21 protein-coding genes, 1 tRNA gene and 1 pseudogene are annotated in these 26415 nt (G+C 59.1%); 12 read left to right on the top strand and 11 right to left on the bottom strand.

What is annotated here, in order from left to right; all coding sequences use genetic code 11:
* Positions 1–154: 154 nt before the first annotated feature.
* Both PKE98_RS02190 and PKE98_RS02185 read left to right on the top strand, forming a co-directional pair.
* The gene (locus PKE98_RS02190) at positions 155–1531 is read left to right on the top strand and encodes a glutamine synthetase family protein (RefSeq protein ID WP_271193631.1); all 1377 of its coding nucleotides are present in this window, start codon (positions 155–157) and stop codon (positions 1529–1531) included.
* Positions 1532–1780: 249 nt separating this feature from the next.
* Positions 1781–2851 (top strand): polyamine ABC transporter substrate-binding protein, encoded by a 1071-nt coding sequence (locus tag PKE98_RS02185; protein WP_271193630.1) that lies wholly within the window; start codon positions 1781–1783, stop codon positions 2849–2851.
* Between the two features lie 135 nt (positions 2852–2986).
* Here the strand turns inward: PKE98_RS02185 and PKE98_RS02180 are convergent, their stop codons facing one another.
* Both PKE98_RS02180 and PKE98_RS02175 read right to left on the bottom strand, forming a co-directional pair.
* On the bottom strand, positions 2987–4015 hold the full coding sequence (locus PKE98_RS02180; protein ID WP_271193629.1) for a DUF2955 domain-containing protein: 1029 nt from the start codon (positions 4013–4015) through the stop codon (positions 2987–2989).
* A gap of 9 nt (positions 4016–4024) precedes the next feature.
* The gene (locus PKE98_RS02175; protein ID WP_271193628.1) at positions 4025–5086 is read right to left on the bottom strand and encodes an HlyD family secretion protein; all 1062 of its coding nucleotides are present in this window, start codon (positions 5084–5086) and stop codon (positions 4025–4027) included.
* A gap of 160 nt (positions 5087–5246) precedes the next feature.
* On the opposite strand from PKE98_RS02175, the gene PKE98_RS02170 reads away from it, so the two are divergent.
* The 4 genes from PKE98_RS02170 (at position 5247) to PKE98_RS02155 (ending at position 8760) form a co-directional block, all read left to right on the top strand.
* Entirely contained in the window at positions 5247–6185 is a 939-nt protein-coding gene (locus PKE98_RS02170; protein ID WP_271193627.1) for a LysR family transcriptional regulator, read from the top strand.
* A 117-nt stretch (positions 6186–6302) separates the two neighbouring features.
* On the top strand, positions 6303–6491 hold the full coding sequence (locus PKE98_RS02165) for a hypothetical protein (protein ID WP_271193626.1): 189 nt from the start codon (positions 6303–6305) through the stop codon (positions 6489–6491).
* Positions 6492–6741: 250 nt separating this feature from the next.
* The gene (locus tag PKE98_RS02160; RefSeq protein WP_271193625.1) at positions 6742–7674 is read left to right on the top strand and encodes a polysaccharide deacetylase family protein; all 933 of its coding nucleotides are present in this window, start codon (positions 6742–6744) and stop codon (positions 7672–7674) included.
* Positions 7675–8016: 342 nt separating this feature from the next.
* The gene (locus tag PKE98_RS02155) at positions 8017–8760 is read left to right on the top strand and encodes a hypothetical protein (RefSeq protein WP_271193624.1); all 744 of its coding nucleotides are present in this window, start codon (positions 8017–8019) and stop codon (positions 8758–8760) included.
* A 52-nt stretch (positions 8761–8812) separates the two neighbouring features.
* On the opposite strand, the pseudogene PKE98_RS26985 reads toward PKE98_RS02155, so the two are convergent.
* Both PKE98_RS26985 and PKE98_RS02150 read right to left on the bottom strand, forming a co-directional pair.
* A pseudogene (locus PKE98_RS26985) lies at positions 8813–8980 on the bottom strand (DUF2165 family protein); the annotation flags it as partial.
* Positions 8981–8993: 13 nt separating this feature from the next.
* The gene (locus PKE98_RS02150) at positions 8994–9176 is read right to left on the bottom strand and encodes a DUF2165 family protein (protein ID WP_271193623.1); all 183 of its coding nucleotides are present in this window, start codon (positions 9174–9176) and stop codon (positions 8994–8996) included.
* 510 nt (positions 9177–9686) lie between these two features.
* Between PKE98_RS02150 and PKE98_RS02145 the strand changes: the two genes are divergently transcribed.
* Complete coding sequence (locus PKE98_RS02145; protein ID WP_271193622.1) at positions 9687–12803, top strand: hypothetical protein; 3117 nt, start codon at positions 9687–9689, stop codon at positions 12801–12803.
* Positions 12804–12923: 120 nt separating this feature from the next.
* Here PKE98_RS02145 and PKE98_RS02140 read toward each other — a convergent pair whose 3' ends face one another.
* Complete coding sequence (locus tag PKE98_RS02140; protein ID WP_271193621.1) at positions 12924–13448, bottom strand: Mpo1 family 2-hydroxy fatty acid dioxygenase; 525 nt, start codon at positions 13446–13448, stop codon at positions 12924–12926.
* 109 nt (positions 13449–13557) lie between these two features.
* On the opposite strand from PKE98_RS02140, the gene PKE98_RS02135 reads away from it, so the two are divergent.
* On the top strand, positions 13558–14244 hold the full coding sequence (locus PKE98_RS02135) for a Crp/Fnr family transcriptional regulator (protein WP_271193620.1): 687 nt from the start codon (positions 13558–13560) through the stop codon (positions 14242–14244).
* A 142-nt stretch (positions 14245–14386) separates the two neighbouring features.
* Here the strand turns inward: PKE98_RS02135 and PKE98_RS02130 are convergent, their stop codons facing one another.
* Both PKE98_RS02130 and PKE98_RS02125 read right to left on the bottom strand, forming a co-directional pair.
* A complete protein-coding gene (locus PKE98_RS02130) occupies positions 14387–15604 on the bottom strand; it encodes a methyl-accepting chemotaxis protein (protein ID WP_373877803.1) in 1218 nt (405 codons plus the stop codon).
* A 540-nt stretch (positions 15605–16144) separates the two neighbouring features.
* The gene (locus tag PKE98_RS02125) at positions 16145–17161 is read right to left on the bottom strand and encodes an AraC family transcriptional regulator (protein WP_271193618.1); all 1017 of its coding nucleotides are present in this window, start codon (positions 17159–17161) and stop codon (positions 16145–16147) included.
* A gap of 98 nt (positions 17162–17259) precedes the next feature.
* On the opposite strand from PKE98_RS02125, the gene PKE98_RS02120 reads away from it, so the two are divergent.
* Together PKE98_RS02120 and PKE98_RS02115 are read left to right on the top strand one after the other, a co-directional pair.
* A complete protein-coding gene (locus PKE98_RS02120) occupies positions 17260–18333 on the top strand; it encodes a fatty acid desaturase (RefSeq protein WP_271193617.1) in 1074 nt (357 codons plus the stop codon).
* Between the two features lie 67 nt (positions 18334–18400).
* Positions 18401–19138 (top strand): NAD(P)H-dependent oxidoreductase, encoded by a 738-nt coding sequence (locus tag PKE98_RS02115; RefSeq protein ID WP_271193616.1) that lies wholly within the window; start codon positions 18401–18403, stop codon positions 19136–19138.
* 46 nt (positions 19139–19184) lie between these two features.
* Here PKE98_RS02115 and PKE98_RS02110 read toward each other — a convergent pair whose 3' ends face one another.
* From PKE98_RS02110 to gabD, 3 genes are all read right to left on the bottom strand, one after another.
* Positions 19185–20435 carry an HDOD domain-containing protein gene (locus tag PKE98_RS02110; RefSeq protein ID WP_271193615.1) on the bottom strand — a complete coding sequence of 417 codons (1251 nt, stop codon included), beginning with the start codon at positions 20433–20435 and terminating at the stop codon, positions 19185–19187.
* A 139-nt stretch (positions 20436–20574) separates the two neighbouring features.
* Complete coding sequence (gene gabT / locus PKE98_RS02105; RefSeq protein WP_271193614.1) at positions 20575–21855, bottom strand: 4-aminobutyrate--2-oxoglutarate transaminase; 1281 nt, start codon at positions 21853–21855, stop codon at positions 20575–20577.
* A 348-nt stretch (positions 21856–22203) separates the two neighbouring features.
* Positions 22204–23652, bottom strand: coding sequence for an NADP-dependent succinate-semialdehyde dehydrogenase (gabD, locus tag PKE98_RS02100; protein WP_271193613.1), 1449 nt, complete (start codon positions 23650–23652; stop codon positions 22204–22206).
* Positions 23653–24023: 371 nt separating this feature from the next.
* Between gabD and PKE98_RS02095 the strand changes: the two genes are divergently transcribed.
* Positions 24024–24100: transfer RNA gene (locus PKE98_RS02095), tRNA-Arg, on the top strand.
* Positions 24101–24453: 353 nt separating this feature from the next.
* Here PKE98_RS02095 and PKE98_RS02090 read toward each other — a convergent pair.
* Positions 24454–25050 (bottom strand): TetR/AcrR family transcriptional regulator, encoded by a 597-nt coding sequence (locus PKE98_RS02090; RefSeq protein WP_271193612.1) that lies wholly within the window; start codon positions 25048–25050, stop codon positions 24454–24456.
* 130 nt (positions 25051–25180) lie between these two features.
* Between PKE98_RS02090 and PKE98_RS02085 the strand changes: the two genes are divergently transcribed.
* The gene (locus PKE98_RS02085) at positions 25181–26413 is read left to right on the top strand and encodes a serine hydrolase domain-containing protein (protein WP_271193611.1); all 1233 of its coding nucleotides are present in this window, start codon (positions 25181–25183) and stop codon (positions 26411–26413) included.
* Positions 26414–26415 lie beyond the last annotated feature (2 nt).

Below are 26415 nucleotides of genomic sequence, written 5' to 3'. Positions count from 1 at the left end.
AAGGGGGTTAAGATGCCCTGAAACGCCCTAAAAATGGCCACTGCGCCCCGTTTCAGGGCAAAATGTGGCACTATTGACAGGTTGAGGCGATTAAGATTGACTCACACCCCATCAGTCTAATGATTGATATTTTTAACAATAAAGGTGTTGCATCATGTCGGTACCCCCGCGTGCCGTTCAGCTTAACGAAGCGAACGCGTTCCTTAAGGAACATCCTGAGGTCCTGTTCGTCGACCTTCTTATTGCAGATATGAATGGTGTGGTGCGCGGCAAGCGCATCGAGCGTGCGAGCCTTCACAAGGTTTACGAACGCGGCATCAACCTCCCGGCTTCTTTATTCGCACTCGATATCAACGGCTCGACAGTGGAAAGCACTGGCCTGGGTCTGGATATCGGCGATGCCGACCGTATCTGCTACCCCATTCCCAACACCCTGTGCAATGAGCCTTGGCAGAAGCGTCCGACCGCGCAACTGCTGATGACCATGCACGAGCTGGAAGGCGAGCCGTTCTTCGCTGACCCGCGTGAAGTGTTGCGGCAGGTGGTCGCGAAGTTCGACGAACTGGGCCTTACCATTTGCGCCGCGTTTGAACTTGAGTTTTATCTGATTGACCAGGCAAACGTGAACGGCCGGCCTCAACCGCCGCTGTCGCCGCTGTCGGGCAAACGTCCGATCTCTACCCAGGTATATCTGATTGATGACCTGGACGAGTACGCCGAATGCCTGCAAGACATCCTCGAAGGCGCCAAAGAGCAGGGCATTCCTGCTGACGCCATCGTCAAGGAAAGTGCTCCGGCGCAATTCGAAGTCAACCTCCACCATGTGGCCGATCCGATCAAGGCGTGCGACTACGCCCTGCTGCTCAAGCGTCTGGTGAAAAACATCGCCTACGACCATGAGATGGACACCACCTTCATGGCCAAGCCGTACCCGAACCAAGCGGGCAACGGTCTGCATGTGCATATTTCGATTCTGGACAAAGACGGCAACAACATCTTTGCCACCGATGAACCGGAACAGAACGATGCCCTGCGCCACGCCATTGGCGGTGTATTGGAAACCATGCCGGCCTCGATGGCGTTCCTCTGCCCTAACGTCAACTCCTACCGTCGTTTCGGTGCACAGTTCTACGTGCCGAACTCGCCGAGCTGGGGCATTGATAACCGTACCGTTGCGCTGCGCGTACCGAACGACACCCGCGATGCCGTGCGCATCGAGCACCGTGTCGCCGGCGCCGACGCCAACCCGTACCTGCTGCTCTCGGCCGTACTGGCTGGCGTGCACCATGGCCTGACCAACAAGATCGAGCCAAGCGCACCGGTAGAAGGCAACTCCTACGAGCAGAACGAGCAGAGCCTGCCCAACAACCTGCGTGATGCGCTGCGCGAGTTGGACGACAGCGAAATCATGGCCCGTTATATCGACCCGAAATACATCGACGTCTTCGTCGCCTGTAAAGAGAGTGAACTCGCCGAGTTCGAAAACTCCATTTCGGACCTCGAGTACAACTGGTACTTGCACACCGTGTAAGTACCCATTCGACGCCGGCGCAAGCCGGCGTCGTTTTATCTGCTGCTTCACCCCAGAATTTTTTGCCTACACCGCAGCCCTGTGACCAAGCGCTGCGTTGTTGTTTGTGTGCCATGGCCAGCCCAGACGTGCATCGAGACCACCAGACATGTCGCGGCTCGCTCAGTTGTAAAGGATTTGAGCGATAACTCCATTCGCCGCAGCCATTGCTGCGGCTCATGCTGTGAACCGACACCTAAGGAAGTCGTCATGCCCCGCCTGTTAGCTGCGCTGCTGTTTGCTGGCTCATCCCTTCTCGTTGCGTCCACCACGGCCCAGGCCGAAGAGCTGGTGGTCTACAACTGGAACGACTACATCGCACCCCAGGTGCTGGCCGACTTCGAAAAAGAAACCGGCATCCACGTCGACTACCACACCTACAGCACCGCCGAAGACCTGGAAAAAGCCCTGGCCAGCGGCGAGTCCATTGATGTGGCCGTGCCGTCCCATGACACCCTGCCAGCGCTGATCAAAGCCGGGCGCCTGCAGCCGTTGGACATGACCCGCCTGCCCAACCGCACGCACCTGGACAAACAGCTGCTCAGCAAGCTCAACGCCGTAGACCCGCAGAACCGCTACGCCATCCCGTATCTGTGGGGCGCGGTGGGCCTGGCCATCAACGTGCCGCAGGCCGAGAAAGCCTTCGGCGGGCCGTTGCCCAACAGCTGGAGCCTGCTGTTCGACCCGGCGCAAAGCGCGAAGCTGGCCACCTGCGGTATCAGCGTGCTGGATGCGCCGGATGAAGTGATGTCAGTGGCCATGAACTACATGGGCCGCAGCCTGGCCCACAGCCCGCCGACCCAGATCAAACAGGGCGGCAGCATGCTCGATGCCGTGCGCCACAACGTGCGCTACGTGGACAGCGAGCGCTATATCGACGACCTGAAGACGGGCAAGTTGTGCATGTCGCTGGCCTGGGTGGGCGACGCCTTGGGCGCCAGCGCCGCCGGGCAGAACGTGCACTTTGTGGTGCCCGATGAAGGCTCGGTGCTGTTTATCGACAACCTGGTGATCCCCAGCAGCGCCCGCCGTGCCGACCTGGCCCACCGCTTTATCGACTACCTGATGCAGCCCAAAGTGGCGGCGCAGATCACCACCGAAACCCTGTACCCGAGCGGCAACGCCGACGCCCGCGAATTCCTCGACCCGGCCCTGCGCGACCAGCCTGGCCTGTACCCCGACCGCGCCACCAAGCGACGCCTGGCGGCCCTGGAAGTGCTGCCGGAAAAAACTGCGGCGGTAAAAGATCAGGTGTGGGGCAAGTTTCGCGACGGGAGTTGATAGGGTAGATCAATCTCCCCCCTCACCACCGTCATCCCAGCGCAGGCTGGGATCCAGAGTTCCGGAATAGACGGTGTTCGTCACACCATTCTGGATTCCAGCCTGCGCTGGGATGACCGGTGTTTGTACCCTGACTCACCGCTCATGACTCATATGCCGAATCGAGGCAAAGCGGTTGAAAAAGCGGTGCAAGGCAAACACCGCGAGCAAGGTGATAAACACCGACGCGCACACCGAGCTCAACCGATACGCCAGGCTGAACATCATGTCCTGGCTCGGCGTCAGGTACTGGCCAAAGACGATGGCAATAGTCGTCAACGCGCCAAAGCCCACCCCTTGCGCCCCTTCCCGGGTGTGGATGCGCGCGCAGTAAAACGTGGCGATCCAATACAGCAGCGTCACCAGCGGCAGCACGTCGTAGTGGTCGAACAGCACCAACTGCAGCACCAACCCCACCGCGCAGCCCAGCAACGTACCCAACGCACGAATACGCCCGGCGAAGCGGATGCCGGTCCAGTGCATGGGGAACAGCACCAGAATCGAGGCGATTTGCGCCGACAGCGAATCGCGTAAATCGAAGGTCTGGAACAGCATGAACGACAGCGTGGCGATGCACGCTCCCAACAGCGCTTCATGCCGTTGGCTGGGCAGGTCCTTTGCCGCCGGCGCCCGAGCCGGGCGCGGTTCGGCGTCGGGGAACAAAAAGAACATCAGCCAGGCGATCAACACCGTCTGCACGGCGGCCACCATGTTGCTGGTCACCAGGTCGTAGAGGTGGGTGTCGGGGTAGCTGGCAAAGTGCAGCAGCATCGATAAAAACACGCAGCCCAGCGCGCCGAACATAAACAGCGGCCCCTGCGCCATCAGCCGAAAGCGCCAGAAGAAGGAGGCGAACACCAGTGGCACGATCAACAACGGTCGATCGCCAAACAGGCCGTAAATCAGCAGCACTTCCAGGCACGCTAGAAACGCCTGGGCCAGAAACTGTCGAATTACATGGGCGTTGATCACCGGTGTCAGGCCCAGCAGCAACATCGGGTACACGGCGAAAAACGAGCCGTTGTCCCAGTCCATCAATTTGCAGATAAACAGCCCCAGCGTACCGCCCGTGGCAATACGCAGGCATTGGCGCAGGCCGTTGTCGGTGAGGGCGGGCAGGCTCATGGCGATGGCCTAGTAGATGTAATGCAACAGGCTGATCAGGCGGATCTGCACCCGGCCGAAAAACGCCGCCAACGGCGCTTCATGCGGGTACAGCTGCACCGTGGCCTTAGCGCCGCTGGGCAAGGCTTGCGGCAATGGCGCATCGAGCGCCACATGCAGGCGCTGGCGCTGAGCATCCCGCACCCAGCGGTCGGAGGTGGCCGGGGCGGCGAGGTCGCCATTGGCTTCCAATTGGCCTTCCTTTACCCCGGCGTCGATGGCGCTGACAGTGGCAGCAAATACCTGGCCCGGCAGGCCGTCAAACACCACCGAGGCAGGGTCTTGCAGGCTTACGTAGCGCAGGGCTTTTTCGCGGAAGTCGGCGCTGATATCCGCCTCGTCGGCGACCAACGCCGCCACCGCACCGCCGGCTGCCACATAGGCGCCTGTGGATAACTGCAGATTGCTTAGGGTGCCACTACGCTCGGCGCGCACTTCGCTATAGGCCAGTTGCAGCTTGGCCTGCTCCAGGGCGTTGCGGGCCGAACGCAACGCCAAATTCTCACTGCCTGCTTCGCCGCGCTCCACCAACAGCTCGCGGATACGGGCATTGGCAGCGCTGACCTTGGCGACTGCCGCGGCGGTTTGCGACGTGGTTTGCTCATACAGTTGACGGGACACGTGCTGGGTCGCCAACAGCTTGCCCAGCCGCTCGCCTTCACGTTGCAACTCGCTGGCGGTGGCCTGGGCAGCCTGGTGATCGGCTCGGGCAGCCGCCAAAGAGGCGTCCAGCTGACGGTTGTTTTGCTCGGCCTTCTCCTGCGCCAGTTCGGCGGCGTGCACGGCCAGGCGGAACGGCTCGGGGTCGAGGCGGAACAACAATTGGCCGGCCTGCACATGGGCGTTGTTGGCCACGGCAATCTCCAGCACCTGGCCACTGACGCGCGGCGCAATGCGCAGCACCGGCCGCGTTAGCTGCGCCTGCGGGGTAATGGGCATCCACAGGTCGGCCGCCAGAAAGTAACCAAACAACAGCACGAAGGCCGCAATGGCGACCCGCACGCGGCGAGCAAAGCGCTGCTCCGCAGTCATGCGCACCTCGAAAAATACTGGGGTTGAACAACAAAGAACCGGCAACGGCGAAGCCGAGCGGTGACAGCTCATGGCAGGCAGTATATTTTGCCGCCAGAGCCAGATAATCAGCGGGTTTGGTGAAGCAGCATTACGCCGGGCGCAATAGTTGGGAGATGCAATGGACACCTTACAAAGCATGCGCGTGTTCGCCCGGGTCATCGACGCCGGCAGCTTTACGGCGGCCGCGCAGGCGCTGGGCCTGTCCACGGCGCAGGTATCGCGGCTGGTGTCGGAGCTTGAGCAACAGCTGCAGGCCCGCCTGCTGCACCGCACCACCCGGCGCCTGGCGCTGACCGAAACCGGCGAGCGTTACCTGCAGCGCTGCCGGCAAATTCTCAGCGAAGTGGACGAAGCGGCGGCCGAAGCCCGCGGCGCCCATCTGATCCCCATCGGGCGGCTGCGGGTGCACACCATGACCGGCCTGGGCCTGCAACACCTCACTCAACTGGTGGCCAAATACACCGAGCGTTATCCACAGGTGGTGGTCGACCTGACCCTGTCGCAGCGCAACCCCGACCCCATCGAAGACGGCCACGACGTCATCATCGCCTTTGCCCGCGAACTGCCGGACTCCCAACTGGTGGCGCAAAACCTCGGCCCCATGTTCAGCGTGCTCTGCGCCGCACCGAGCTATCTGGAAAAACACGGCACACCACGGGGGCCGGCGGATTTGCGCCAGCACCGTTACCTGCGCCTGCTGGACCCGCTGTATGTGGATAACTGGTTGCTGGACGATGCCAACGGCAGCTACGAAGTACTGCCCACCGAAGCCTTTCAGGTAAACATCGCCGAATCGCTGGCCAAGGCCGCGCAGGCCGGCATGGGGTTTTGCCTACTGCCTTCGTTCGTGGCCTGCCCCTCCTTGCTCGACGGCAGCCTGGTGCGTCTGTTGCCGCAGTACCGGCTGCGTGAACGCAACATCTATGCGCTGTACCCCTCGAGACGTTTTCTCGATGCCAAAATCAAAACCTGGGTCGAATTTCTCAAGGCCGAGCTGCCGCCGCTGTTCGCCCAAGATGAAGCCATTTTGGACAATCCCGCACACTGGGCGCCTTGAGCCGCGACTGTTGCATTCCAGGTAACAGCTCATCTCCAAAATGGCGATTTTTCTGTGTTTTCTTCCTCTTTACACTGGCCGTCGTTTCCATTGATGAGCCCGTATGAGGATCACACCATGCAACGCACCTTGATTTTTACTGCCCTGTTCGCCGCCAGTTCGCTGTTTTTCGCCCAAGCCAGTCAGGCTGAAGAGTCGCCTGCCTTTGTTGCGCGCAACGCGGCAATCGCCCAACAGCAGCAACAGGCGCAGGCCGAAGCAGTGGCTGCACAGAAGGCCGCCGAGCAGAACGCGCAAGACAGCTGATTTTCTCCCACGCGCGCCTGCTTCTGCGCGTGGTGCAGTTCTCCTGACGTTGATGGCGGTAGCTCCTCAGTCAACGTTACTTCCCGACCGCTCCGCCTCTGGTTGAGCGGTTTTTTTTGCGTGCGAGAAAGCGCCTACGGCGTCGCCGGCCACCTTCAACTCACTATTGAAGGTCATAGTCCTGCCCGGTGGTTTTTCCACCCCAAGCCCGCTGCGAAGATCACTCCACTTCAACTCTGGAGCGACGCCTATGACTCGCAAGCCTTTTTACCGCAGACTTCTTGCCACCACCCTACTGCTGCCAGCAATGGCGATGGCTGAACCCTCCACCTGGCCCGACGGGTCCCAATTGGTCATCTCCTTTTCCATGCAGGTGGAGGCCGGCGGTCAACCAGAGGGCGCCGAAAGTCCGTTCTCTGCGAGCCCGGTGGACAAGGGCTTTCCAGACTTGCCGGCAACCTCGTGGTTTGCCTACGGCTACAAGGAAGGCGTGCAGCGCATGCTCAAGTTGTGGGATGAAAACCAGATAAAAGTGACCTCACACATCGTGGGCGAAGTTGCGCAAAAGCATCCCGAGATGGTCAAGGCCATTGCCGAGGGTGGTCACGAGATAGCTGCCCATGGCATGCGTTGGGCCAGTTCATACAACCTACCGTACGACGAGGAAAAAGCCTTTATCGGCGACGGCGTGGATGCAGTGGAGAAAGTAACCGGCCAACGCGCCGTGGGCTTCAACGCCAACTGGATGCGCCGCAGTCCCAACACCTTAAAGGTGTTGCAAGACCTGAACTTCACTTACCACATAGACGATCTCAGCCGCGACGAGCCTTTTGTCACCCTGGTGCGCGGCAAGAAGTTCGCCGTGGTGCCGTATACGCTTCGTAACAACGACATCGTACTGATTGAGGGCCGGCACTTTTCCGCCGACCAATTCTACGAACAGCTCACACTTGAGTTCGATCGCCTCTACGCCGAGGGGGCGACTCGTCGGCGAATGATGTCCGTCAGCCTGCATGACCGCATCGGCGGTACGCCGGCGGTGGTTGCCGCTGTAGACCGTTTTATCCACTACGCAAAAGGGCATCCACGGGTGGCCTTCATGCGCAAAGATCAGATTGCCCAGATTGTGCTGACTGAAAAAGATCCGCTGATCGACACCAGCGAAGCTCAGTGGAATGACTGATACCTGAGCAAACGCCACGATGCACAGGCAATGGACCTTGTTGCCATACCGACACCATGCCTGAAAACCAGGCCTCTGCAGGCCGCGCGAAACTGACTTCGCTCAGTTTCGCGCGGCTTGTCTGCATTCGAGCTTTTACCCCTCTAAATCCACGCCAGCCAAGGCATGCGACGGTGTTACGGCACTTTAAGTGTCATAGCTGCCAGGAAAACGACCACCCGGTCACAGACGCCTGAATAAATCACTCTTTGGGACTAATTTCCTAAACGTTCCAGTGCAGTACGCTACGCGCGGGGAACTACAGTCCGCACTGCTCACAAAAATAATAAGGAGCATCCCGGTATGCGTTTTACGTCCATGCTTCAACTTTCGCTCGGCTGTCTTTTAGCCGCGCTGGCAAGTTTCTCGGCAGCGGCCGTTCAGGCCCAGACACCACAGGAACAAATGCAGGTGCAGGCCTGCCGCGCAGTGGGCAGCCTGTTGCTGTACCGCGGCGAAGGCTTCCAGGCCAGCTATGCCGAACGGGTCGACAGCGACCTCGCGGCCTTGGCGGCGGCCGTGCAAAGCAGCCCACAGGTTAGCGACCAACTGCGGGCCGCCCAGCAGAACCTTGTTACCCAGATAAAGCGCGGTGTTTCCTTCGGCCCCAACGAGGAGGATGTGCCATGGGGTTACCAGAAGGAATTAAGCAAAGCGCTACGCGACTTCCTGATCAGCGCCCATAGCCTGGGCAAGGCCGCGCCGGAGGACGAGCTACCGGTGAAAGTCGAATACCTGTCAGTGCAGTACCTGTTCCGCTCTTACGTCGGCAGCCTGGAACTGGCGCGCGAACACGCCGACCAGTACATCGGCCAGGACGAACGTTTGCTGGTACCGGAAATCGATCAGCAAATGAATACGCTCGCCGAGCAGGACGCGGCCGTGAAGAAGAAACTGGATACCCGCTGGGGTTATCTGCGGGTGGCGCTGGCCGATATGAACAGCGGCGTCACGGCGATGACCAGCCTGTCGGGCCGGCCATTCGCGCCGACCATCGTCGACCGCCATGCGCGGGCGATGAGTGATCAGTTGATGAGCGCAAACTGAGATCCCGCTCTGCTTGCTCGCAACGGCGGATATCAGCGAGCGGATATCCGCCCTAAGCCAGCCATTCATCCTTCTGACTCAGAAGTATCAGCACCAGCCGCACGCAACCAACAAACTGGAGCGCTGCCTGTTGGCCGTTCCAGGTAGGCGAGCGCCACATCTGAAACCACTCGCCGCCCACCACCACAAAACCGAAAAACCGCAGCGAAACGACGTGGCCAAACTGGCAATGGTTAGCTGCTTGGCTTGGTTAAAGTAACTGCAGGCTCGTGACGCCGCCGCCACAACCAACCGGCGCCCGCCATACACAACGCGCCCACGGCGAGTTCCACACTAATGATCAGGCTATAGGCCGCGTAATTCAGAGACGGATGGGAAATCGCGCGGTGATTTAAAACGCTGTCGACGGTATCCATCGACTACACGTGCTGAGCGAACGCGAAGTTAGTTCCGAATTCCATCAGATTATCGAAGCCGACCAGTAGCAGAAAATACCGGTCATGGCGACGAATACCCTCTTGAAGGTACGTACCAACATGCTCAGGTCCTTGAGCGAAAAAAAGAGACTAGCGTCTGTCTCACTCTTTAGCTGAACCATCTGGTAAAGCCATAAATCCAAACGCTATATCCTTCCCGCTAACTGCAAACACAAATAGTTGGTAGGGGAACCGGTTGATTAATGCGGCGAAAAGTGAACTTAAACCAAACATAGTAGTTTTTTCCGCTCAATGAACGGCAAGCGCGAGATTTATTACACAGCGACAGCGCTAGTGCGTCACGCACATGTTTCCAACATATATATAGGAGTTTTCGACCTAATCTTGAGGACAAGACCTCTGGAATTAACAAGTGAACACCTCCCTAATTTGTCTGCACTCTGCGATTTTTTCCGTATGCGCCGACATCTAGTGGGAAGGAATTTAGAGATGAAAACGTCAAATCGTGTAAAACACAAAAATGGAACTAATGGTTGGTTTGGACTATGTGCCCTCTCGCTTCTCCCGTTTTCTTCCGGAGATTTATTAGCGTCGGTTAATTGTCCTGAGGGACAGTACGACAACGGTTCGGGGGGTTGTTCGGTCAGTGATGGCTATAGTCCGACCGACCAAGGCTCTATCGCTCAACAACATTTGAATACGTACGCAGCCAACAAAACGATCTTTGCCACTTACCAACAGGAGTGGGAAGACTGGAACAAAAAAAATCTGCAACTCATTGAACAGTTGAACAAACCGCTAGCCTATCAATACCAGCTGTTAGCTGCTCGATTGGCAAAATGGCATAAGGAAGACACGCCAAGCTTTGTCGAGTACTTCAAACAGGTGAAAACAACCATCCCATTGGACATTGCTACCGACCTCCCGAATGACCTGACCAGTGAAACCGATCGCGACTTCATGGTGGGGTTTGTACTAGATGCATTTGTTCAAAAAGTTGACGACTTTTTGGTTAGTCAATACAACGCAAACCTGCAACATATCGCACGTTTATATTTTCAAATGAACCCCACGATAATGAAGTCGATCCACATCAACTACTGGACCAAGGCCTATGCGCCCAGCACCTCCGGAAAATGGGGCTTTACCAATTCTTATAGCGACACAATGAGGCTTCGGGACGCCCAGTCTGTGTACTCATTTATTCGTCCTGCTGACAGCAGCGATTACGACTTCAGTCAAGTCGAGGAAGACTTTACTGACACGTGGAACAACGCCAATACCTCACCATCGGTAAACACGTCAAAAACAACAAGATATTACAAATTTGTTCCGCAACCACTACCCAAAACCTTTTTAAACGATCTGGCGAAAGGTATTGATCAAACACTCATTAAACGCGTCAACAGAGAAACCCTGGCTGATACTCAATCCAAGGTTGTGGGTTTCAAGTTCAACAGGTTGATGCGTTCGTACCTATCCGCCAGCCAAAACCCAAAAGAATTGACGACCAAGTTAGTCAACCAGATCTTCGCCTATCCGCAACCTAACACCATCACTCAGATAAGCCGTGTTATTAACCAAGCCAAAAAATCCTGTTTGGCGCCTGCAGAATCTCGTGTACTGGAAGGCAAGATAGATCTGCAACACACCGTAAAAACAAGAGACTGCGGCTCAGGAGGCCGCTCACTAGATTGGTTTGTTATTAAAAATGAAGACAAAACCATCCAACTGAAGAACGCCTTTTCCGGCCAATGCCTGACGGCGCCGCGGCAGGCTAATGACGGCATCCTCAGCATGGTCTGCGGAGGACGCGTCAACACCTTCACGCCAGCATTTCAGAATTGGCAGTGGACGGGCGACAATCGACTACGCCGATCAGGCATTGATCACCTGTACAGCCTAACCATGATGGGGCCTAACGACTATTCCAACGCCTGGGGTGAAGGTAGAGAGCTTGACACCTACCCCTACGATTATTTGAAAGGAAAAGAGGCCTCAAGGGGAAAATGGTCAATCAGTATCGGTGGCATGCGGAGTGAAATGATCGAACCGCAAAACTATAAAACAGCACAACAACTTGCGCAGAACTTCTTCGCATTAATGTACGGCTTTACCGAAGAATTGCCATTGTTGGATAGAATAAAAACCGTTAATAAAGGCACCTCACTACCTACTGAAGACCGGCACAGTAGCCGTCTGGAAGACGCATACACCTCGCAGGAAAAAGCCACGCAGTTTTTTAACCAGATTTACAGCAATAGCAGCCTATACAACCAACTCCCCACCCGCATGCAGAGTTTTATTACGGCCTTGCGCTCGGGCACATCGTTGTTGGAAGCCTACAGCCAACACGCACCTGATATCTATGATGAAGTCAGAAAACTATCTCAAATAAAAACAGCCTTCTGGGATAACCCAAGCAATAAAAAAGGCTCAGTGCAAGTCTATGAAAACCCTTACAACAACAGCGTAGATGTATTTATATCCAAATTCGACGGTAATCCTGCCGGCACCGCACGTTGGCTGCCCATCAACAAAACGTCGAACGATAACTGGACATACGTAACCAGTCTGGGCAGCAAGGCTCAGGTGGCAAAAATAGTAGAGCGAATTAGCAACCACTTTCCGGAGTGGGGGGCTGCCGCTAACTATGGCGATATTTTCCGCTATAACAACCCTGTCTCTAAGAAGCTGGAATTCTTTCAAGCTAACTTCAAGGGAATGGCTAACAACAGCGCAGTCTATTTCCCAACCAATCAAACGTCCAATGACAAGTGGCGCTATCTTGGCCAACAGGGAAGTGCTGCCGTCTTGGTTGCGGCTCTAACCAACGATATCAACACTGCTTACTACTCCTATCTGTATAACCTGATAAAAATTAATGTTGGCACGAAACACACAATTTCCAATATTGAGCGACAGGTGTTCCCGCTAAACGACAATGGCGAAGATGGGCTCGACTTTAACAACTGGACACAGTCCGGGTCCGGACCGTCTTACGACATCGCCGGCCAACCCGCTCTGGGGCAGCACTTCTATGTAGCCAGCCCCACCCTATCCGGTATATCGCTATACAACTCGGGCAACGTCGGTGCCATCGGCGCTCTTTCTAACGCGTTAATCAATATGAAGTTCGAAATTCTGCAGTCCAATCAGGCCGAGCTGCTTCTGCAAAGAATGTTGATGCGCACACGTTTCGAGGAAATGTTTAGGTCGAATTATAACGATATTCTTGAGGGCTATGGTCTCAACTCGGCCAACGCACCGCCCGACCAACTGGACGATTGGGATCTTGCGCCAAGAGATATTTTTCGCGATTGGTCACTAGGGGACATGGACCCGCCGGAAAACTTCCAGGAATTCGCGCAAGATTTCAGGGCGTTGTTCAAACCTGGGCAGGAAGGCCAAGACGAACTCTATCGGTTCCTGGATGAGTTACAGGAAGAAGCGCCTTTGGAACTTGAAAATCCAGGGCTTATGACGTTAACCAACAGCTCATTAAGTACGGCATTCAACGCACTTACCGTCACTGAAACCAACATTGCGTTGAGCACAGTGACGGTAAATAGCTTGACGTCCAGCTTTGTGGGTCTGAGTTATTAGTACTCAGTAAAAGGTGCACTCAAATCGCGCGAAGTGAAAACCCGATCAAGGCTAAGCCAATAAAAAACGCCCCTTATCGAAAGATACGGGGCCTTTTTTCGCCTTATCGGTAACTGGAGCTCAGACCAGCGCGTTCTTACCGCGAATGTGCGTCGGGCCTGCGCGTTCTTCGATGGCCTCGCGCAGGTCATCTCGTACACCGACCAGGAACAGCAACTCGGCCACCACAAACAGCGGGCCGACGATCAGACCGGAGAGGTCATCGACAAACGCCGGCTTACGGCCTTCGTAGTAATGGCCGATAAACTGAATGATCCAGCCCACCACAAACAAGCCAACCCCACCGCTGAGCCAAACCAGGGTGCTCTGCGCCGCCAGGTTCGCGCCGCCCCACAGACTCAAGCCAAGCAACGCGCTCATGAGCAGCCCAAGGCGCAGTTCCAGGCGCAGGTAAAACACCGCCGAGGCCAACGCGCACAACGTGGCAGGCGAGAGCCACAGGCCTAGCGCGCTGAAACCGGGCCGCGAGAGCAACGCGGTAACGGCAAAGGCAATCATCGGCACGCCAATGAAGTGGGTGAAAATATTGCGCCGGTCACGGTGGTACGTGGCGTACTGAGCAAGGTGGTCTGTCAGGGTTTTCATCTTATGTCCTCGGAGGTTGCCTCTATTCGGGCTGGATGAATCATGCAGGTTGGGTAAGCTGCAACTCTGTCAGGTAGCTGACAAACCTTCCAGCGTCCCGGAAACAGCCATGGATCACTCTTTGCCGTACTTACTTTTGCTGCGCACCGGCCAGTGGTTCAGCCACCTGCCGCCGGCGTTGCAAGACGAGCTGTTGCGCAGTGCCGCGTTGCGCCGTCTGCAAGGCGGGGAGCGGCTGTTCAATCGTGGCGACCAACCGTGCGGCCTCTACGCCGTGGTGGAAGGGGCGATGCGCGTTGGTGCGGTAAGCGTGAACGGCAAAGAGGCGCTGCTGACCTTGGTAGAGCCGCCCTACTGGTTCGGCGAAATTTCCCTGTTCGATGGCCAGCCGCGTACCCACGATGCCTTTGCCGAAGGCCCGACCGTGCTGCTGCATGTGCCGCAACCGGCGCTCACCGCGTTGTTGCAGCGCGAGCCGGCGTATTGGCGCGACTTTGCCCTGCTAATGAGCCAGAAGCTGCGTTTGGCGTTTATCGCCCTGGAGCAGATCAGCCTGCTGCCCGCCGCACCGCGCCTGGCGCAACGGCTGCTGATGATTGCCGATAACTATGGCGAGGGCGACCCGCGTCGGGTGCTGCACCTGGCTCAGGAGCAGTTGGCGCTGATGCTGGCCATTTCCCGGCAGACCACCAACCAGATCCTCAACGACCTGCAAGCCCAGGGTATCGTGCACCTGACCTATGGGGAGATCGAGATTGTGGATTTGCAGCGGTTGCGCGAAGTGGCCCGGCACTGAGGTAGCGTTTGTGCGCAAATCGCCTGGTGCGCGAAGCACAGCCTACGAGAGCGGATTGGTGTCTCGCGAAGCTGCACCTGCTATCGAGGTAACGTAGGGTGTGCTCCGCGCACCAGCGGTCTCGCCTGAATCGCCGGCGCCGTCACACCTGCGGCCGATACCCCAACCGCAACCCACCCCAATGCCTGCCCTGCACCGTAATCGGCACCGACAGGTCATGCATCAACTCACCCGTATCGCGGCTGTAGGTCTGCAACAGCAGCGCCTGCTGGTGGCTGCCGCAACGGATGCCGGTGGGGTCGTTGAACAGGCGTTTGCTGCGGCTCTTCACGGTGTCCACCGCGCGGTCGCCCGTTTGCCCATGGCTGAAGGCGCGGTTGTGGGTGGGCACGTACCCTTCCGGGGTGCTGGCGATGGCAAACACCAGGCCTTCGTGACGCGCTAGAAGCGGTTCCTGAATCGTCGGTAAAACCTGATCGGCATATGCATCGAAACGGGTGCGGTATTTGGCCGGGTAGCTGTTGGCGATGGGTTGATACTGACGGTCGAACAGGTCGCCGACGCTTACGCGTCCGGCCTGAATATCCGCCTCGAACTGCGCGCCAATAGCCGCTGCCCCTTCACGGGCCAGGTCGTAGATACGCTGGTGGTAGTCATCCAGCCCCACTTCGGCCAACTGCTCGCTGACGCTTTCGGCCTGCCCCACCAGACGCTGCGCTGCCTGCGCCAATTCGCGGGTTTGCGCTTCGCTGCCGTGTACATCGCTGCGCAGTTGTTCCAGAGCCACAAACAGCGATGACAGTTGCTGATGGTTGCTCTCGGTGCCGCGGGTGATAAAGGCCACCTGGCTTTCCACGTCGCTGGCCAGTTCCGTGATGCCGAGCAAATGGCCGCCGCTGGCTTCGACCTGCGCGGCCGCCTGGTCCAGTTCGCTCGCCTGCTGCTGAATATGGCTGACCACCGCGCTGCTCTGCTCGCGGATATCGGTGACGATCTGCGCCACTTCTTCGGTGGCCTCGGCGGTGCGGCCGGCAAGCTTGCGCACTTCGTCCGCCACCACGGCAAAGCCACGGCCCTGATCGCCGGCACGGGCGGCTTCGATGGCCGCATTGAGGGCCAGCAGATTGGTCTGGCTGGCGATGGACTGAATCACCTGGGTGACTTGCTGAATCTGTTCGGTGCGGCTGCTCAGGCCATCCATCAGCTCGCGGCTGTCGGCGGCCTGCACACTCAACTGCTGCATGCGCTCGATGGCCTGCTGCAGGGCCTGCTGACCTTCGTCGCTGCGCTCGCGCACGGCATGGGCGGCGTTGAGGGTTTGTTCGGCGCGCTGGGCGCTGGCTTCTTCGGTGGTGGTCATGGCCTGGGCGCCAACGCTGACCTGCTCGACGGCTTGCAGTTGCGACTGCAGCTTGTCCGCCATGCGCTGCACCCCAAAGGCCACTTGCGCGGCGGCCAAGGCGTTATGGCACGTGCTGCGCGAGAGGTTCTGGCTGAGTTCGTTGAAGGCCGGTGGCTGCTGGCTGGCGCTGGGCGGCTCATCCGGCAGCTTCCAGGGGCCCAGCCATGGCCACAGCGCCAAGAGCAGGTAAGCCGGAATGCTGAGGTACAGCGGCAATTGCATCTGCTGATACACCACCATCAGCACGCTCAGGCCAACGGCATGCAGCAGGCAGGCCCAGGGGCGACGGGAGTAGGCAGGACGCATGGGCAAACCTCTTGTTCTTATGGCGCTTGGCGTGGGTACACACAATGCGCTGTAGGAGAGGCTTTAGCCTCGATGGCCGTTTCCAGCAAATCGAGGCTGAAGCCTCTCCTACAACGGTAATGGCAACGGCAACGGTCGCGTATTCGAGCATGTCATCGGCCGCGCTGCCAGTACGCTTTAGTCCTAACCGTCTTATCCCTTGGCCAGCACACTGTCGCGGTATTGGCTCGGCGCCATGCCGGTCCAGCGCTTGAACGCGCGGCTAAAGCTGCTGCTGTCGGCAAAGCCCAGCAGGTAGGCGATCTCGCTGATGGAACAGTGCAGGTCGCGCATATGTTGCAGGGCCAGGTTCTGGCGGGTTTCGCTGAGCAGGTTTTCGTAGCTGCAGCCTTCATCGGCGAGGTGGCGCTGCAGGCTACGCAGGCTCAGGTGCAAGCTGCTGGCAATGCGTTCGGCCGAGGGTTCGCCATTGGGCAGCTGACTTTCCAGGCAGGTGCACACGCGGCGCCGCCAGGTAATCGGGTGCAGTTGTTCGAGGGTGCGTTTGAGCACGGTTTCGTTGTGCTCAGCCAGTTCCTGGTTGCCGTCTTCCAGGGTGCTGTCGAAGGCCTCGCGGGGAAACTGCAGCAGGTCCTGCGCGGCGCCGAAATGCACCGGAGCCCGCAAGGCGTCGTGCCAGGGGCTGGGGTCGGCGGGTGCTGGGCGACGCAAAAACACGGCCAGCGGCGCGAAGTCACGGCCCAGACGATTGCGGCAGGTGCGCACGTAGATGGCGATAAACGCATCCACTGCCTCCGGCGCCGGCGCCGGGCTGCCAACCGGCACGTTCAGGTAGAACTCGTAGCGGTCGGGCAGGGTTTTCAGTTCCAGGCTCAGGGCATCGCTGACCACCTGGTGATAACGCACGATGCGCTCGAACACCTCGCGCAAGCTGCTGCTGGCCACCAGTGCATAGCCCAGCGCATGAAAGCTGGTGGGGCTGACGTATTGGGAGGTTTTCAGCCCCAGCGCCGGGTCGCCGCTGGCCTCTACCGCCAGGCGCCACAAACGGGTGGTGGCCGATAGCGGGTAACGGGCATTGGGGTGTTCCATCAGCGCCGGGTCCAGGCCCGCTTCCAGGCACAGCCTGGCGCTGTCCAGCCCCAGGGCGTCCAGCTGCTTGCGCAGCGCGCGGGTCCAGCTGGCGAGGGAAGTGGGTTCAGCAGTCATGCAGATTGGCGCATCCGGTCAACAGGTTGGCGTTCGAGGTCAGGCCGGCGCGCATCCGGCCCGGCACAGTAGCCTCACGTTAAATAGAGGATGTAAGCATGTCCCACTCTCCTGCAAGCCCCGTGAGCCAGAATGCACAACAGCGTGCTGCACATATTCGCGAAGTGGTGATGGCCCACGGCGTCGAACTGCGCCAGCGTTACCCCATCCTCAACCACCAGGACGCCCTCGGCGCCGGCATTCTCGCCTTCGCCCTGCTCGGCATGATCGGCAGCGCCGCGTTGTACATCGAAGGCTACATGGCGTGGTGGGCGTGCCTGCTGCTCAATGCATTCTTCGCCTCGCTGACCCACGAGCTGGAGCATGACCTGATCCACTCGATGTACTTCCGCAAAAAACGCGTGCCGCACAACCTGATGATGGCCCTGGTATGGCTGGCCCGCCCCAGCACCATCAACCCCTGGGTGCGTCGTCACCTGCACCTCAATCACCACAAGGTGTCCGGCACCGAAACCGATATGGAAGAGCGCGCCATCACCAACGGTGAGCCCTGGGGCATCGCCCGCCTGCTGATGGTGGGCGACAACATGATGTCCTCCTTCATCCGCTTTCTGCGCGCCAAGACCTGGAGCCACAAGTGGATGATCGTCACCCGCACCCTCAAGGTTTACTCGCCGCTGGGCCTGATGAACTGGGGCACCTGGTATGTGTTCCTGGGTTTCCATTTCAGCACCTTCGTCGCCACCCTGCTGGGCTCGCCCATTGAATGGTCGGCCACCACCCTGGACGTGATGCACGTGGTGAATATTGCCGTGGTGGTGCTGGTCGGCCCCAACGTGCTGCGCACCTTCTGCCTGCACTTTGTTAGCTCCAACATGCACTACTACGGCGACATTGAGCCGGGCAACGTGATCCAGCAATGCCAGGTGCTCAACCCGGTGTGGCTGTGGCCGCTGCAAGCGTTCTGCTTCAACTTCGGCAGCAGCCATGCAATCCACCACTTTGTGGTGAAAGAGCCCTTTTACATTCGCCAGCTGACCGTGCCCTTTGCCCACAAGGTGATGCGTGAGGCCGGCGTACGCTTCAATGACTTTGGCACCTTTGCCCGCGCCAACCGTTGGACCCGCACTGAAGAGAAGAAGGCGGCCACCCAGCAGACCCAGACTGCCTGATCGATTTTAGCCCTGACCTTCAGCGGCGCTTCGGCGCCGCTTTTTTCGTCTTAGCCAAGGCCAACCCATGAACGTTTTTATCATCCACGCGCACCCCGAGCCGCATTCGTTCTGCACCGCCATGAAAGACCTGGCTGTGACCACCTTCGAGGCGGCCGGGCATACCGTGCAGGTGTCCGACCTGTACGCCATGAACTGGAACCCGGTAGCCAGCGCCGCCGACTTCGGCGCGCGTAGCAACCCGGACTACCTGGTGTATGCCCTGGAACAACGCCACGCCCATGGCCAAGGCGCGCTGGCAGCCGATATCAGCGCCGAGCTGGAAAAACTGCTGGCGGCCGATCTGGTGATCTTCAACTTCCCGATTTTCTGGTGCTCGGTACCGGCCATTCTCAAAGGCTGGATCGACCGCGTACTGGTGTCCGGCGTGTGCTACGGCGGCCTGCGGTTCTACGACAAAGGCGGCCTGGCCGGCAAGAAAGCCATGCTCAGCTTCACCCTCGGCGCGCAGCCCCATATGTTTGCCGATGAGGCGGCCATCCACGGTGAATTGAACCTGATGCTGCGCCACTTGCAGCGCGGCACGCTGGCCTACGCCGGGCTTAGGGTGCTGCCACCGTTTGCGGCCTACCACGTGCCCTATATCGACCATGACGCCCGCACCGCGATGCTCGCCGACTACCGCGAGCACCTAGTAAATATCGAGAATGTTCAGCCGTTGCGCTTCCCGAAAATGGCGGAGTTTGATCGGCAGTTGAACCCGTTGGGTCAACCAGACAAAGCCGGAGGGCAAATATCCGTCTGAGCATTTGGGGGGTGATAACGGCGGATATCCCTGCGGGATATTCGCCCTACGACGTTTGCGTCTCCCCAACCGGCTCAGGCGCAGCCACCACCCGCGCCGGCATCATGCTTTGCAGCTTGCGCTCGTTCACGTTCAATTGCTGCGCCGCCTTGCTCGCGGCAAGGTCTTTAAGCGGCTGCTCATCCGGCCAGCGCGCCATTTGCGCCGCCAGGTTCATCACCAGTGATTCACGCCCGTACACGCCGGTCAGCAGGTAAGTGGCGGCGATCAACTCGCGCAGCTCCAGCGGCAACCGCCAGCGCGCGCGCAACGCCGACCCAAAACCAGCACCGAATTTGCGCAAGGCTTTGACAATGGCCTCGTCCTCCAGCGTGCCGCTGGCCAGCAACCAATTCTGCAAGCAACGCAGCAGCGCCAGGTCGCCGATGCTATGCAGCAGACCGGCGCAGTAGCAGCGTTCGGCGTCGATGCCCTGTTCCTCTGCCAGTTGCCGCGCGTAGTCGGCCGTGCGCTGGGACAAGCCCCAGAAATGCGCAGCCTGTTCGGCCAGGCGCGGGTCTTCCAGGCTGGTGCTGCGTTGCAGCGCCATGCCCATCACCAGGTTGATGCTATGAGCCACGCCCAATCGCGGCAGCGCCTGGCCCAGGGTCTGGCAAGGCCGGCCCATGTGCTGGGCCGCGCTGTTGGCCGCCGCAATCAGGCGGGCGTTAATCTGCGGGTCGCGGATAAAGCGCTGCTCCAACACATCCAGGTCCAGCTCGTTCGGGTCGAGGGCCAGGCTCAAGGCGTCTTTGACCTCATCCAGCAGCGGTGCGCCATCCGACAGATTGCGCCGCCCTTCCAGAAAGGCGTCCAGACTTTGTTCCGGCGCCAGGCTCGGCAGCTCGCAGAACACCTCCTGGCCCGGCGCCAGCAACAGGTCGCGCAGGCGCTGTTGCAGTTTGTCCATGTTGAAGGGGTGTACCAGGTACATGGTGGGCGCCAATGGCAGCACTTCGCGCACGCTGGCGCTGTCGGTGCGGTCGGTCATCAGAATGAAGGGCAGCGGCGGTTTGCGCTGCAGGCGGCGAATCTCACCGAGAAAATCCAGGCCATTGAGGCCCGGCAATGCCCACTCAGCAATCACCAGGTCCGGCAGGCGTTTGCGGCAGGCCTCCAGCGCGCTGCTACCATCGGCGAACTGCAGCAGCTGGGCATCACAGCGCACGTTTCCCAGCAGCTGCCCCAATAGCGCCCGCGTCCACGGGTCTTGCGCGGCTATCACAATGCGCGGTGCAGCTTTGAAATCCTTGGTCATCGACTTCCTCCTTAAGCGCACACCTTAGCCAACGGGATGACCCCTCGCCAACACTCCATTTGTCGCATGGCCATTGGATAAAAACAGGCAAAAAAAAGACCCGCCGAAGCGGGTCTCAAACTTGCCGAGCTGGTGAGCCCTAGGCGAGTTCGTCGAAGCACTCAGCGACAATGGCCAGGCCTTTGTCCAGTTGCGCCTCAGGAATGGTAACCGGCATCAGGAAGCGGATGACGTTGTAGTAGGTGCCGCAAGACAGCAGGATCAGGCCTTTTTCGCGTGCGCGCGCCACGATCTTGCCAACCAGCTCAGCCGCCGGCTTGTGGGTGTCGCCGCCTTCGAACAGCTCGATAGCGATCATCGAACCCAGGCCACGAACATCACCAATCACCTTGTGCTTGGCCTGGATGTCGCGCAGACCAGCCTTCAGGCGTTCGCCCAGGGCTTGCGAGCGTTCCAGCAGTTTTTCTTCGTCGAACACTTTCAGCACAGCCAGGGCCGCGGCGCAGGCAATCGGGCTACCGGCGTAGGTGCCGCCGAGGCCGCCCGGTGCGATGGCGTCCATGATTTCGGCTTTACCGCTGACGCCGGAAATCGGGAAACCGCCGCCAACGGATTTGGCGAACGTGGTCAGGTCCGGAATCACGCCCAACTGCTCGGTGGCGAAGAAGGTGCCGGTACGGCCAGCGCCGGTTTGCACTTCGTCCGCGATCAACAGAATGCCGTGCTGGTCGCACAGGGCACGCAGGCGCTGCATAAAGGCTTTGGAGTTAGTGTAGAAACCACCTTCGCCCTGTACCGGCTCGATGATGATGGCGGCGATGTCGGACGGCTGTGCATCGTTCTTGAAAATGCGCTCGATGCTCGCGATGGACTCGTCTTCGCTCACACCGTGCAGCTCGCACGGCGACTGGGCGCGGTACACACCGGCAGGCATCAGGCCCATGCCAGCGGAGTACGGCACCACTTTACCAGTGAGGCTCAGGGTCATCATGGTGCGGCCGTGGTAAGCGCCGGTGAAGGCGATTACGCCAGCACGGCCGGTGGCGGCACGGGCGATCTTCACGGCGTTTTCCACCGCTTCGGAACCGGAGGTCACCAGCAGGGTTTTCTTGGCGAAATCACCCGGTACGCGCTTGGCGATTTCTTCGCACAGTTCTACGTAGGGTTCGTACGCCAGCACCTGGAAACAGGTGTGCGACAGCTTGGTCAGTTGCTCTTGCACCGCCGCAACCACTTTGGGGTGCAGGTGGCCGGTGTTGAGCACGGCGATACCGCCGGCGAAGTCGATAAACTCACGGCCTTCCACGTCCCAGACGGTGGCGTTCTCGGCGCGCTCGGCGAAAATCGGGTGAATCTGGCCCACACCGCGCGGTACGGCGGCAATGCGGCGTTGCATCAGGGATTCGTTCGTCTTGCTCATGGTGCGTTCCTCATTCGCCGCTGATCGGGCGGCGCAGTGGGATATAAACGCAACCGGGAAGGGCGCGCGCAGCATTCGATGATCGACTGCGGCGCCTGCCAGTTGCTCAGGTTCTTTATTACGGTGCTGCGTGCCCGGGTGGGCCGGCTCTTTGGTTCCACCCCGGGGTACTTCAATCACTTCTTGATGCTTTTGCTCTTTGTGCTCTTGGGCTTAATGCCGCTCGAGAGCTTTGGGGCTAAGGCCAGACAAGGCGAAATGCCGGCGAAAAGCGCAGCGTACATTCGTACGTGAGCATCTGAGGCAGCATTTCAACGCAGTATGGCCTACGACCCGAAGGTCGATTAGTTACACACCCAGGCAGAGGTATTTGATTTCCAGGTAGTCCTCGATGCCGTACTTGGAGCCTTCACGGCCCAAGCCAGACGCCTTGATACCGCCAAACGGCGCCACTTCGTTCGAGATCAGGCCGGTGTTGATACCCACCATGCCGTACTCCAACGCTTCGGCGACACGGAACACACGACCCAGGTCGCGGGCATAGAAGTACGAAGCCAGACCGAACTCGGTGTCGTTCGCCTGGGCGATCACATCGGCCTCGTCTTTAAACCGGAACAGCGGCGCCAGCGGGCCGAAGGTCTCTTCTTTGGCAACTGCGGCGTTCTTCGGCACGTCGACCAGGATGGTCGGCTCGAAGAAGCTGCCACCCAGGCTGTGGGCCTTGCCGCCGAAGACGATTTTCGCGCCTTTGCTCAGGGCGTCGGCAATGTGTTCTTCAACCTTGGCCACGGCCTTGTTGTCGATCAGCGGGCCGGTGGTGGTGCCGTCTTCCAGACCGTTGCCGATCTTCAGCTTGGCGACGGCCACTTTCAGTTTTTCCACGAATGCGTCGTACACGCTGTCTTGAATGTACAGACGGTTGGCGCAGACGCAGGTCTGGCCGTTGTTGCGGTATTTGGAGATCAGCGCGCCTTCAACGGCAGCGTCCAGATCAGCATCATCGAACACGATGAACGGCGCGTTACCGCCAAGCTCCAGCGACACTTTCTTGATGTCGTGGGCGCATTCAGCCATCAGCTGACGACCGATTTCAGTCGAGCCGGTGAACGACAGTTTGCGCACGATCGGGTTGCTGGTCAGTTCGCTGCCAATATCGCCGGCGCTACCGGTCACCACGCTGAACACGCCTTTCGGAATGCCAGCACGCTCGGCCAGTACGGCCAGGGCCAGGGCGGAGTACGGGGTCTGGCTGGCAGGCTTGAGCACCATGGTGCAACCGGCGGCCAGGGCCGGGCCGGCTTTACGGGTGATCATCGCCGCCGGGAAGTTCCACGGCGTGATGGCGGCGGTAACACCGATGGGCTGCTTGAGCACCAGCAGACGCTTGTCCGGCTGGTGGCCCGGAATGACGTCGCCATACACACGCTTGGCTTCTTCGGCGAACCACTCCAGGAAAGAAGCAGCGTAAGCGATTTCGCCCTTGGCTTCGGCCAACGGCTTGCCCTGCTCGAGGGTCATCAGGCGACCGAGGTCGTCCTGGTTTTCAATCATCAACTCAAACCAGCGACGCAGCTTGTTCGCGCGCTCTTTGGCCGTCAGCGAACGCCAGCCCGGCAAGGCTTTTTCAGCGGCTTCGATGGCACGTTTGGTTTCAGCGCCGCCCATTTTCGGCACGGTGCCGAGAATCTCGTTGGTGGCCGGGTTGTTGACCTTGATGGTCTGGCCGCTGTCCGCGTCTACCCACGCGCCGTCGATAAAGGCTTGCTGGCGAAACAATTGAGCGTCTTTGAGTTGCATAGCCGTCTCCTTTAGCCCGCCGCCATGGCGACAGGCAAAATTGTTGTAAGTCGTCGCAGCGCGAGCTGCAACGAAGAATAGTGGATGACACCTGGAACGGATTGAGCGCTGATGACGGGCTTTTGGAACAGCCAAAGATCGCTGGGTTCGGTCTTGGGCTGTGAGCGTCGAGGGCGTTTGAAATCTCAAACGAATCCTAGGGTCGTCACCGCTAAAGGGCAATAGGATGTTCGAAAAAATGTACGAAAAACCTTAAAAGCTGGTGTTTTTTTGATCAGGCAAGCGCAAGGATTAGTACTTTCGTTTGATAAAGCGAACAAAACGCCCGCCATGGACGCCTGCGAGCGACATGCGTATCATGGCGCCGCGCTGCACCAGTAGCTCAGCTGGATAGAGTACTGCCCTCCGAAGGCAGGGGTCGTGGGTTCGAATCCCGCCTGGTGCACCAACTAAATGAGAAAGCCCCAGGTGAATGCCTGGGGCTTTTTTGTTTCCGCACTTTTTATACGGACATGAATACTAGTGCCTAGGCTTATCCAGCAGTTCCAGGATGGCCCCCCTAATCATGAAGCCTTGATATCTCCGCGGATCAGGAAATTGTTGGAAAGTCCGAGTCGAGAAATGGCATACCGAGCCCGCTGCGACTTGTTTTAGATACCTTTCTTCCCAGCAAAAATCCGCCCACGCCCTCCAACCACGACGCTCACAAATCATGGCCAAAAGGCTTGGGCGGCAAAAAAACGCCTCTCGCGTGGCGTTCTACAGGCGGCTAGCGCGGGGAGCGCGAGCCGCAAGAGGCGGTCAGGGTTTCAACCCGTCGAACAGGGTCTGGGTCAGTTGGCGGATGCGCTGGGCGTGGGCGTCGAAGTCCGGCACGTCGTCTTGCACCAGGCGCATAAACAACATGGAGCTGTAGTCGTTGAGGAAGTAGGCGACGAAGTCGACATCCACCGTGGTGCTGAGCATTTTCCGTTCTTGCAGTTCGCGCAGCAGGCTGGCGATCTCGCGCACCAGCCCGGCGTTGAAGTCCTGATCGGGGGGCGTGGTCGCCATGCTGAGTGGGGAAAGTTCTCGCCAGATGGCTGGCGGAAGGACGCTCAGTTCATGGCGCACGATCAGCGATTCGAGGTGGCACATGGCATCCACGGCGTTATCGAAATCAGGAATCTGCGAGCGCGCGTCAATGATGGCTTGTTTGTCGGCATGCTCCACCAGGGCCAGGAGTATTTCCTGTTTGCTGCCGAAGTAGTTGAACACCGTTGGCGTCGACACCCCGGCCTGCACCGCAATCTGCTCCACCGTCGTGGCCGCATAACCCTGCGTTTCGAAAAGCCCCAGCGCCGCTGTGACAATCGCTTCCCTGCGCGCCTTTTTTTGTCGTTGCCGTAAACCACTCACGCCACGCCCTCCTGAGCCAAGCTGATAAGTGGCTGATTCTAGGTAAATTTAGAACGCGGTCAATATTTTTAGTTGACTATAACTTTTTATATGAATAAAACATGTCATCGCCAACGACGAGACATGCCCCATGGATAGCGAGTTCGCTCAGGCCCTGCTGGGTGCTTATAAAGCGGGTGCCGAACCCACCCCAACGCTGATGCAGGGCTTTCCACCCGCCGCCGAGCACCGGGTGACCTGGCATAACTTCATGAGCCCGCCCCACAACCGCTGGGCCTTTCATAATTTGGGCCGCATTCGCCCAAGCATCAGCGTGGAACGCGGCGCCAAGCCGAGTGCACCGCTGGCCAGCGCCAGCCAAGCGCTGACCGACTTCAGCTTCGAGAGCGCTGCCGGCCACACCGTCACGCTGCAGCAGCACCTTGAGGCCAGCTACACCGATGGCTGGCTGGTGATGAAAAACGGCGCGGTGCTGCAAGAGGACTACTTCAACGGTCACCAGGCGCACAAACGCCACATCATGTTTTCGGTGACCAAATCGCTGATCGGGGTGCTGGCCGAAGGCATGGTTGGCGCCGGCCAGCTGAGCGAATCCGCCCTGGCCAATACCTACGTACCGGAGTTGACCGGCAGTGCATTTGGCGATGCGAGCGTGCGCCAACTACTCGATATGGCCGTGGCGATTGACTACGACGAGGTCTACGACGACCCGCTCTCCGGCAGCTCTCAATTTGGCTATGCCTGCGGCCTCACCGTACCGCCGCCCGGCATCAATGCCAGCCAGTCGCTGTACGAATACCTGCCGGCCACCCGCAAGAATGGCGAGCACGGCGGCTTCTTCCATTACGTCACTGCAACCACCGAGGCCCTGGCCTGGGTGATGGAGCGCGCCAGCGGGCGTAGCTGCGCCGAGCATTTGCGCGAGGTGTGGCAGGGCTTGGGCTGCGAGCGCGACGGTTTTTTTGTGGCCGACCCCTGGGGCCGCAACGTCGCCGGTGCGGGCTTCAATGCCACTCTGCGCGATATGGCGCGCTTCGGTTCGCTACTGCTGGCCAAGGGCGACGCGCACGGGCAGCAGCTTATTCCAGCCGCCGCCATTGAGTCCGTGCTGCAAGGTGGCGACCCTGCCATTTACGCCGCCAACGAGAACTTCGCGCAGTGGAGCCCCGGCGCTACCTACAAAAGCCAGTGGTATGTGTACCCCGGTGAAGCGCTGCTGGCGGTGGGCATCCATGGGCAGATTCTGTATATCGATTTCGCCCAGCAGGTGGTCATCGTCAAGCAATCTTCACTACCGATTGCCGAGAGCGTGCTGGATGTCGATACCTTGCGCCTAGTCCGTTCCCTGGCCAGGGCGCTATGAGC

Source organism: Pseudomonas turukhanskensis, assembly GCF_027922365.1.
Taxonomy (GTDB): domain Bacteria; phylum Pseudomonadota; class Gammaproteobacteria; order Pseudomonadales; family Pseudomonadaceae; genus Aquipseudomonas; species Aquipseudomonas turukhanskensis.
Note: the sequence above shows the minus strand (reverse complement) of the source record. Positions and strands in the feature narration are given on the sequence as shown.